The organism is Anaerotignum sp., from assembly GCF_040307045.1.
GTDB lineage: Bacteria > Bacillota > Clostridia > Lachnospirales > Anaerotignaceae > Chakrabartyella.
This window is the reverse complement of sequence record NZ_JAWRKF010000007.1, coordinates 1-10540: the sequence shown is the minus strand read 5'-3', so window position 1 is coordinate 10540 and position 10540 is coordinate 1. Positions and strand designations below refer to the sequence as shown.

12 protein-coding genes are annotated in these 10540 nt (G+C 31.9%); all 12 read left to right on the top strand.

What is annotated here, in order from left to right; all coding sequences use genetic code 11:
* Positions 1–919: glycosyltransferase family protein (locus ABVZ64_RS05565; RefSeq protein ID WP_352400062.1), on the top strand; the 919-nt coding region annotated here is incomplete at its 5' end.
* 114 nt (positions 920–1033) lie between these two features.
* Complete coding sequence (locus ABVZ64_RS05560) at positions 1034–1327, top strand: hypothetical protein (RefSeq protein ID WP_352400061.1); 294 nt, start codon at positions 1034–1036, stop codon at positions 1325–1327.
* Between the two features lie 12 nt (positions 1328–1339).
* Positions 1340–2047, top strand: coding sequence for an SDR family NAD(P)-dependent oxidoreductase (locus ABVZ64_RS05555; RefSeq protein ID WP_352400060.1), 708 nt, complete (start codon positions 1340–1342; stop codon positions 2045–2047).
* Positions 2048–2737: an MBL fold metallo-hydrolase gene (locus ABVZ64_RS05550; RefSeq protein WP_352400059.1), complete on the top strand. Its 690-nt coding sequence runs from the start codon at positions 2048–2050 to the stop codon at positions 2735–2737. It begins immediately after the preceding gene.
* Between the two features lie 29 nt (positions 2738–2766).
* Entirely contained in the window at positions 2767–3765 is a 999-nt protein-coding gene (locus ABVZ64_RS05545; protein ID WP_352400058.1) for a 3-oxoacyl-ACP synthase III family protein, read from the top strand.
* On the top strand, positions 3765–4985 hold the full coding sequence (locus ABVZ64_RS05540) for an SDR family oxidoreductase (RefSeq protein ID WP_352400057.1): 1221 nt from the start codon (positions 3765–3767) through the stop codon (positions 4983–4985). The genes ABVZ64_RS05545 and ABVZ64_RS05540 overlap by 1 nt, the downstream gene beginning before the upstream one ends.
* An 11-nt stretch (positions 4986–4996) precedes the next feature.
* Complete coding sequence (locus ABVZ64_RS05535) at positions 4997–5920, top strand: class I SAM-dependent methyltransferase (protein ID WP_352400056.1); 924 nt, start codon at positions 4997–4999, stop codon at positions 5918–5920.
* Between the two features lie 18 nt (positions 5921–5938).
* Positions 5939–7753, top strand: coding sequence for an HAD-IIIC family phosphatase (locus ABVZ64_RS05530; protein WP_352400055.1), 1815 nt, complete (start codon positions 5939–5941; stop codon positions 7751–7753).
* A 45-nt stretch (positions 7754–7798) separates the two neighbouring features.
* On the top strand, positions 7799–8044 hold the full coding sequence (locus ABVZ64_RS05525; protein ID WP_352400054.1) for an acyl carrier protein: 246 nt from the start codon (positions 7799–7801) through the stop codon (positions 8042–8044).
* 26 nt (positions 8045–8070) lie between these two features.
* The gene (locus ABVZ64_RS05520; RefSeq protein ID WP_352400053.1) at positions 8071–9420 is read left to right on the top strand and encodes an ANL family adenylate-forming protein; all 1350 of its coding nucleotides are present in this window, start codon (positions 8071–8073) and stop codon (positions 9418–9420) included.
* A gap of 27 nt (positions 9421–9447) precedes the next feature.
* Positions 9448–9816 (top strand): holo-ACP synthase, encoded by a 369-nt coding sequence (gene acpS, locus ABVZ64_RS05515; protein WP_352400052.1) that lies wholly within the window; start codon positions 9448–9450, stop codon positions 9814–9816.
* Positions 9817–9893: 77 nt separating this feature from the next.
* Positions 9894–10502, top strand: coding sequence for a GNAT family N-acetyltransferase (locus tag ABVZ64_RS05510; RefSeq protein ID WP_352400051.1), 609 nt, complete (start codon positions 9894–9896; stop codon positions 10500–10502).
* Positions 10503–10540: the final 38 nt, after the last annotated feature.

Sequence of the window (10540 nt, the reverse complement as noted above, 5' to 3'; positions counted from 1 at the left end):
AGCCTATGAATGGGCAGATATCGTTGTTCTTCATGTACATATGTTTGACCCTATTCCTATTATGGCGTTTGGCGTAGAAGGAGGACCACCGGTTTTATTTATGAATCATGGAGATCATGTTTTTTGGATAGGTACAAGCATAATTGACAACTTAATAAACTTTAGAGAAGCCGGGGAAGAATTATCAGGGATAAGAAGAAATACATGCAGAACTTCATACCTGCCTTTGCCGCTTGAGTTGCCGGATATAAAATTTGAAACCAAAAGCATCATCAGGGATAAATTATGCATAAAACAAGATGCTGTAGTTTTATTAACTATAGCTTCAGCATATAAGTTTAAAACATTCGGCAAAATTCACTATGTTGATATATTAAAAAGAGTGCTTGATAGACACAATGATGTATTGGTTATTGTAATTGGGCCCGATAATACGGGATTATGGCAAAAGGCCAATGAAGAAACAAAAGGAAGAATTCTTCCCATAGGGGTACAACAAGATATAGAAAAATATTATGCTATAGCAGATATATATGTAGATTCTTATATGTTTGGTTCCCTGACTTCGGCATTAGATGGCGGACTAAATAAATTGCCTGTTGCGGCATTACAAAACTATAATAGTAGAACACTCTCCATTGATGATATATTATATGATAGTGATGATAAGAGTTTTAATAATATGGAGGACTTTGCTAATTATATTGGCAAGCTGATATCGGATAAGAACTATAGAGAAAAAGAAGGAGAAGAGTTATCAATACGAATTGAGAAGAATCATATTTACAAATGGTGCGACTATTTAAATGGAATATATAAAAAAGTAGGGGAAAAAGCTCATAATATATATTTAAATCACAATATTGAAAATTTATTAGGTAATGAAGATTTATTTCTTGCTTTATTTCAAAAAAAATAAATTTATAAAAACTTTAGAACATAGTAGAGATTACTAAGAGTTTTACTATTATAGAATTAATAACTATAATAAGTAATATAAAAGTATAATAAGTAAATTTTGGAGGTATTTATAATGAACGATATACAAATTAGAGAACTAATAAAAGAATCTTTTGATAGTTTGTATGAGGCTGGAATGATTGATAATTGTGTAGAGGCTTGTGATAATACAGTTTTAATTGGTAACGGATCAGTTTTTGATTCAGTGGCTTTTGTAACGTTGTTCATGGATTTAGAAGATAGGATTAAAGATAGAACACAAAAAGAAATTTTTTTGATATTAACAGATATTCATGATTTTAATGTTGGTAATTCAGCATTAAACGTTAGGGTATTGATAGATTATATTAAGAAAATATCAAAGTAAAAGGTGATTGGCATGAACAATTTATCTGCCATTGTTATTTCTGGAACTAGCAAAGGCATAGGTAAAGGAATAGCTGAATATTACTTAGATCAAGGACATAAAGTTTTTGGCTGCAGTAGGAGTCAGAAGACGATTAAAAACTCAAATTACTTCCATTATCAAGCTGATATTACAGATGAAAAACAGGTATGTCAATGGGTAAATGATATTAAAAAGCAAACAGATAAAATTGACTTACTTATATGTAATGCAGGCATTGCGCCAGCAGCTACAATACTTACTATGATGCCAGGCAGTTTGTTTGAAGACTTAATACAAACAAATATTTCAGGAACATTTTATACATGTAGGGAAATATCAAAACATATGATGAGACAAAGGCGAGGAAGGATTATTACAATATCATCTATGTCTGCTGGGTTACATTTAGAAGGAACCTCAGCTTATTCAGCTACAAAGTCAGCTATTGTTGAAATGACAAAAATACTTGCTAAGGAGTTAGCACCTTTTGGAATAACTTGCAATGTTATAGCACCTTCTATGATAATGACAGATGCAGTAGAGGTCTTAGGTGAAAGAATAATAGACAAGGCATTAGATAAATTGACAATTAAGAGAAAACTAAGTATAGATGAAATCTGCAACGTGATATCATTTTTCGCGTCAGAAAATAGTACGAGCATTACCGGTCAAGTAATTCATATGGGTTTGGTGACATAAATGGAAATAGAAAAGAAATTTAATATAGGTGACTATACCATTATAAAGATTGTCACACAGGATTTTTTATTAGAAAATTGCTACATTATAAAGCATAGCGGTTGCAATGAAATTGTAATTATTGACCCAGGATACAATATGGAGGAAATATTAAAGGAAACTCAATACAATGAAATGCATATTAAGTTCATTATATTGTCTCACGCACATTTTGATCATTTAGGGATAAGTGCTGAACTGCAAGAAAAGTTTAGAATACCGTGTTATGTTCATATAAACGATAAGAGAATGTTGATGCATGCTGATATGTATGCTCAAAGATTTGCAGGATGCAGAGTCAAAATTCCCAAGGAAATAAGTTTTTATGATTCAGATAAGCTATTTGTTTTTGGAGAAGAAAGTTTTAGTGTGATTCATACTCCAGGGCACAGTGAGGGAGGGGTTTGCATTATTTTTAATAACTTTATTTTTACAGGAGATACTTTACTCTTTGAGTCGATTGGCAGAACGGATTTGCCAACTGGCAATATGAAACATCTATCGCAATCTATTAAAAAAATATTTGAATTGTCTTCAGACCATATGTTAATTTTTCCTGGACATGGGGGCAATTGGAGTATTTATGAAGCAAAAAAATGGTGGAATGAGAATAAGCATATTTATATAAATAATAGTCTAGGTTTTGATTAAATAGTAATGTTTTGGCAAGGAGGAGCAGCATGACTGCGAAAGATTTTGGCATTGGGATAATTGGTACAGGGAAGTATATACCTAAAAAGGTTATTACAAATGAAGAAGTTGAGCGCCTAACAGGAGTATCCGCTGCAGAAATATATAAAAAGACTGGCATCAGTAAAAGATTTATAGTAGAAGACTATGAAACTGCGTCAGGGATGTCGTTGAAAGCAGCTGAGGTTTCCTTAAAAAATGCACGAATAAACTCAGAACAACTTAATATGATTATAGGATGTACTTTTACAGGAGATTATATTTTCCCTGCTATGGCATGTAAAATACAAGAACAACTCGGCGCATGGAATGCAGGAGCATTTGATGTGATGGCTAATTGCACTGGGTTTCAAGTTGGATTGACTTTAGCATCAGATCGCATGATCATGGATTCAAATAATAAATATGCACTAGTAATTGGGTCAGCAATTCAATCACGATACATTAAATGGACTGATCCCAGCACAGCTATATACTTTGGAGATGGAGCCGGAGCTGCTATTCTAGGACAAGTTCCCAGCGGATATGGTATACTGGCAAGTGATATTCTTTCAAACGGAAGAGTATATGATGCTGTAAGATTAAGAGGTGGAGGGTCTAGCTATACCATAAATCCTTCAAATGTAAATGAAGGTTTCCAGTATTATGAAATGAATGGCATGGAAGTGTGGAAACAAGTTATTCAATATCAACCAATAGTAATTAAGAGAGTATTAAGTAAAATTAGTAAGAAAATTGAAGATGTAAACTACTTCATTTTCCATCAAGCTAACTTAAGACTAATAGAATATTTGATGGGAAAAATGAAGCAGCCTATGAGTAAAACGTTTACTAATATTACTGATATAGGCAATACTGCGGATGCCTCAATGGCTATAGCATTAAATGATGCAGTAGAAGCACAGCGAATAAAGCGAGATGACCTGGTCATAATTTCAGGTGTAGGAGCTGGCTTTACTTTTGGAGCTACTGCTATAAGGTGGTATTAATGGTGAATGACAATATAAGCAGAAAAATTAATTTTTCTATTCCTTTTGAGGAATTGAGAGTAAATGATATGGCAGAATTAACTCGCACATTAACAGAGGAAGATATAAAAAAATTTGCTGATTTAACGGGAGATTATAATCCTCTGCATTTGAATGAGGATTATGCAGCAAAAACACAATTTGGTAAGCCCGTTGTTTATGGAATGCTTACAGCTTCATATGTTTCCACTATTATAGGTATGTTGATACCTGGAAATGGAGCTTTGTGGACTTCTCAATCTATAGAATTTATTCATCCTGTTTTTATAGGAGATACTATCACAGTGTCAGCAAAAGTAAAACAAATATCAAAATCTACAAGAACCTTGGTTTTAGATATTATTATTACAAATCAGCATAAGCAGATAGTAGTAACAGGTGAGTCAAAAGTAAAATTATTGGAATTAAAGAACGGAGAGGGTAAAGTGACTGATTTGGATAGAAAGTTAGTGCTCATTACTGGCGGTTCAAGAGGAATTGGAGCAGAAATTGCTCGAAAGCTTTCGCGTGAAGGTCATACTGTATTGATTAATTATAGGTGCAGTGAAGTTGAAGCAAATAGATTAGTCGCAGAAATTCAAAATGAAGGTGGTAAAGCATACTGTTTTAAAGCAGATGTGTCAATAATGGAAGAAGTAGAAGAGATGTTCAATTTAATTAGGCAGGAGGTGGGTGAAGTGCAGGCAGTAATTCATTGTGCAGCACCAGACAGTGTTTTAAAGCCATTTGAAGAAACGGATTGGACTGATATACAAAAACATTTAGATATTCAAGTAAAAGGGGCATATAATTGTGTGCGATCCTCAATCACTAATATGATAAAAGCAGCATCTGGATTGATTATATTTATCGGGTCTGTCGCAATAAATGGTGTGCCTCCAATGTACCAAACTGATTATGTTATAGGAAAAACTGCCTTAGCTTCACTAGCTAAATCTTTAGCCAATGAATATGGCCCTAAAGGAATTCGAGTTAATATTGTTTCTCCGGGAATGACACAGACAGAAAGAATTGAAAAAATGCCTGAAAAGGCAAAAATGATATACAGGATGCAAACACCATTGCGTAGATTAGGTACGCCCGGGGAGGTAGCTGATGTAATAGCATTTTTGCTGGAACCTGGTGCCAGATTTATTACTGGAGAAAACATAAGAGTATGTGGCGGTGCAGTGATGGAATAGGAGGTTTTTAAATGACTTCACAAACATATCCTCAGTTCTATAAAATACTGAGTTTAGTATTAAGTCAAAATCCACTACAAAAAAGGAGGATAATGGACTTCGTTGAGAATCAGGATTCTTACTATTGGTGTTTTGCTGAGCAGCTTAGCGAATTGCTAAATGGTAATTTTCTCAATGATGAAGAAAAGAAAGAAGAAATTATAAGATCGTATAATAAAACCTGTATGGAAATATTGCGTGAACAAATACAATTTAAGAAAACGGGCAAGTACTCAGCTTATGATTTACAGTCAGTCAAGCAACATGTTTATGGTGATAAAAAGAAAATGGGAGATTATATAATTGGGCTCCTATTTTCATATCTTTTCTGGCCAAATCATTATAGAATCTTTCGATTCTTTCAGGAAAGCATAAAATATATTAGAGTTACCAAATACCTTGAGGTAGGTGCAGGACACGGATTATTTGCTGCAGAGGTACTAAAAATGTTTTCTGATGCAGAAAGCACTTTGATAGACATAAGTGAAACCTCGTTAAAAATTACTGAAGAAATGCTAGTAGCATATAAAATAGACTTAAGTAAAACGATCTTAATAAATAATGATTTTTTAAATATTGACGAGTCTCAGAAAGAGTATGATTTTATAGTTATGGGAGAAGTCTTAGAACACGTGGAAAATGCTTCAGAATTTTTAGTAAAAGCAAGAAATTTACTGCATCCGGATGGAAAGATATTTGTTTCTACATGTGCCAACTGCCCGGCTGTAGACCATATTTACCATTTCCATAGTGCAAGGGAGATAAGACAACACATAGAGGACGCTGGACTATCAGTTTTGAGAGAATGCATTATCCCTCTTGAAAATATACCTGAAGACAAATGGGAAAAAGAAAAGGTTTCAGTAAACTATGCTGCCTTAGTAGAAGCATTATAAGTTAGAAAGGATGGGTGATTGAAAATAAATAGTTTAAAAAATTTAGCGAATATGCTTAATAATGATAAGTCCTATAAAAATTATATGCTTATATCTAATTATATTAATAAGCATAGAGGCATTATAGACGATAAGTCTTCTATACGATTGGCAATACTGAGGAACTTTACTGTTGAACCTTTGGTTCCAGTTTTAGAAGGGGAATTCTTATTGGAAGGATTTGTTCCTGAAATATATGTTAACAATTTTGATAATATTAATCAGGATATATTAAATGATAATAGTGATCTTTATAACTTTTCCCCTGAAATTGTTATAATTATTCAGTGGTTAGAAATACTTGCGCCAGAGCTTTTCCAAAATTATTCAATGCTGGATAGTGAAAGAACAAATGAGATAATAGAAAGAGTTATATGTAATATTGATAATTTAATTAATACTTATAAAAGCAAATCTAAAGCACCTTTATTAATTAATAATTTCCCAATAACATCTTTTCCTACAATGAGTGCTTTAGATGCTCAGAGTTCCAACTCACTAACAAATATAATCTTAAAAATTAATTCTAGGCTCATAGATTTAGTAAAGAAATTTTCAAATGTTTACATTGTAGACTTTTTTAGCATATTTTTAAGATTTGGATTTAAGGATGGCTTTGATAAACGAAATTGGTATATGGCTAGTGCCCCTCTGGGTAAAAATATATTAATACCTCTTGGTCAAGAGTACATTAAATTTTTGCGTTTTTTGAAAGGCAAGCAAAAAAAGTGTTTAGTTTTGGATTGTGATGAAACCTTATGGGGAGGAATTGTCGGAGAAGCGGGTTTCAATGGAATACAGATAGGCAATAACTATCCGGGAATATGTTATAAGTCATTTCAATATGAAATTTTAAATCTATATAATAGAGGAATTATTTTAGCACTTTGCAGTAAGAACAATGAGCATGATGTGATAGAGGTTCTAAATAAACATGACGGTATGGTTTTAAGAGAAGAGCATTTTTCAACATATCAAATTAATTGGGATGATAAAGCCACAAATATTGCTAGAATTGCAAAGGATCTAAATATTGGGGTAGACAGCATAGTATTTATGGATGATAGTGAGTTTGAATGTAATTTAATAAAAGAGAGGCTTCCGGAAGTCAGTGTTATAAACTTGCCTAAATTTCCTTCGTTATATAAAGAAATAATAAATACATGCGGCTTGTTTGATTCTATTTTTATCACAGAAGAGGATAGAATTAGAACAAAAACATATAAAGATAATATAAAAAGAAAGAAAATTTATGAGGAATCCAGTTCTATAGATGATTATTTATCAAGCTTAAGTATGGAGGTTGAGATCGGGAAAGTAAGTGAAATAAATGTTGCGCGAATTTCTCAAATGACACAGAAAACAAACCAATTCAATTTAACAACAAAGAGGTATACTGAGGAAGAAATATTGGAATTCATTAGAAATAATGATGATGTGTTCTACTTAAAGGTAAAAGACAATATATCAGATATGGGGATAGTTGGAACTGTTATAATTAAATATATAAATGAAGTTGCATACATAGACACTTTTTTATTAAGTTGTCGTGTAATTGGACGAAATGTAGAGTATCCATTTATAGAATATGTAGTTAAAAATGCTTATAAAAGAGGTTGCAGTCAAATTAATGGGAGATATAATATTACGAGTAAAAATAATCAAGTATCACTTTTATATAAAAAATTAGGGTTCGATTTAATGCATGAGGATGAATTAGGAAGTTCTTGGAGACTTATGAATAAAAATTTAGCTATAAGTGCTCCAGGTTATATTAATGTTATTGTTAAATAGATTTGTAAAGTAATTCTTATAAATAAGTTATATGAGAGGTGCAATATGAAATTTAAGGAAGAAATATTGAAGAGTTTAATAGCAGATATTTTCGGAGTGGATGATAAGTCTATAAACGAAGATACATCTATTGATACGGTTGATGAATGGGATTCAATAAAACATTTGAACCTAATTCTTGCGTTAGAATCTGAGTTTGATGTTACTTTTAGTGAGCAAGAAACTGTTGAAATTCTTAATTATCCATTAATAGTTCTCACTCTAAAAGAGCATGGGATTGAGTTTATTTAGGAAAAGTACACGAGGAGTGAATGGCTATGAAAGCTTTAGAAATAATTATAAATAGAATGAAAGAAAACCCAAATATTCCTGCGCTATATTGGAAAGACAAAGAGTATAGCTATAGAGATCTTATAGAGATGATAGAAGAATGGGAAGCATATTTAAAAAATAAAAATATAGCTACTGGTTCTATATGTGGAGTGGTAGGTGAATTTTCACCAAGAACTTGTTCTTTGTTTTTTGCTTTAATGAAAAACAAATCTATAATAGTGCCTTTTACTAAAGAAATAAAATCTGAAATTCCTTATTACATAAAAATTGCAGAAATACAATGGATATTTCAATTTGATAACAAAGACGAATGGATATTAGAAAAAATTTGCACATATACTGAGAATGAATTGATTAAAAGCTTTAAAGAGAGAGAACATGCAGGCTTAATAGTATTCTCCTCAGGCTCAACGGGTAAGCCTAAAGGAATACTTCATGATTGTGAAAAAGTATTAAATAAGTTTACAAAGCAAAGAAAAGGTTGGAGAACAGTATTATTTTTGATGATGGATCATTTTGGGGGTTTTAATACATTTTTATCTACCTTCGCATACTTAGGAGTAGGTATATGCATTGATGAGCGAACCCCTGAGAATATATGTAAGAATATCGAAAAGTCAAAGGCTACCCTTTTGCCGACAACGCCTACTTTTTTGAATTTACTGATTGCTTCAAAATGCTATTATAATTATGACCTAGGATCTATAGAACTAATAACCTATGGGACAGAAATGATGAATGAGGTAACGCTTAAAAAGATTAATACTATATTCCCAAATTCTGAAACAAAGCAAACTTACGGACTTTCAGAGGTTGGAGTTCTCAGATCAAGGTCAGAAAGTGATGGATCATTATGGGTGAAGCTAGGTGGAGATGGTTTTGAAACAAAAATTATTGATAATATACTTTGGGTACGATCTGAAGCAAATATGGTAGGATATATCAATGCTGAAAATCCCTTTAATGAAGATGGGTGGATGTGCACAGGAGATGAAGTCGAAGTAAAAGGTGAATATGTAAGATTTGTAGGAAGAAAGTCGGAAGTAATAAATGTTGGAGGTCAAAAAGTATTTCCTGGTGAAGTAGAAACGGTCTTGCTACAGGCGGATAACATAAAGGAAGTTTCTGTATATGGTGTATTGCACCCTTTGATGGGACAGGTTGTTCAAGCTAGAGTTTCATTATACGAATCAGAGGAAGCTTTTAACCTTACTCAAAGATTGAGAAAGCATTGTATGGGGAAATTAGCTAAATACAAAATCCCTACAAGATTTACAATAGTTACTCTAGAAGAGCAACATAGTCCTAGATTTAAAAAACTGCGTAATATATGATTTATGGAAAATGAGGATAATTAGTACATGTATCTAGGAATTGATATTGTTGAAGTTTTACAAGTAAAAAAATTATGTGAATATGAAAAACAATTACATAAGGTATATACAAAAGCAGAGTTAAAATCAGTTAATGCCTTTACTGAGAGTAAAAGGGTTCAATATTTAGCTGAGAAGTTTGCTGCTAAAGAAGCTTTTTCGAAAGCTATTGGAACAGGATTTACTAAAGATATTCAACCTAATCATATAGAAGTACTTTACAATTCTAATTGGATGCCTTATATTTCACTTTATCGCAGCACAAAGGATTTTGTAATATCTATAAATATAGAACAAATATATGTTTCTTTATCACACTGTACTACATATGCACTCGCATCAATAATATTAACTTAAATATTATCCAAAAAAGGAATGTCTGTATATAACTTGGCTTATAGATTATAATCAATATTTACAGGAGTTGAGCAAGATTGAGAGACGTTAGGGCAGTAGAAATAGATGGTTTTTATGTAAAATTGAAGCCTATTGATGAAAGTGATTTTAGCAAAATAATTGAATGGAGAAACAATCCCGATAACAATAAATATTTAAATCAAAGCTATAAACTTACTATGCCTTTACAAAGAAAGTGGTATAACGATAAGTATTTAAAAAGCAATGATATACTTTTTATGATAATTGTAAAAAAATACAACATAAAAATTGGAACCATTGGAATCAATGATTTAGATTGCGAAAATAAAGTTGGTATACTAGGGAGATTGTTAATCGGGGATACAAATTATCGTGGTTCTAAGGAACTAATTGAAGCTATGATACTCATATATGATTTTATCTTTTATCATCTGAAAATCGAAAATTTATATGGACATTGTGTAATAAAAAATGAGAAGGTGATATCCTTTGATAAGAAATTTGGTTTCTTACCTACACAAAAAGTTGTCTTCCCTGAGTATTGCTATCTAAATTCTATGGAGTTAATTGAGATGGTAAATAACCAAGAAAGGTATGAAAAGTGTAAGCCTAACTTTGCTAAAATAATTGACTTTTATAAAATAAGGGATTCGCATGCTACTTAAACATATCTATGAAAATAGTATATGTAGAGAATTTAAAG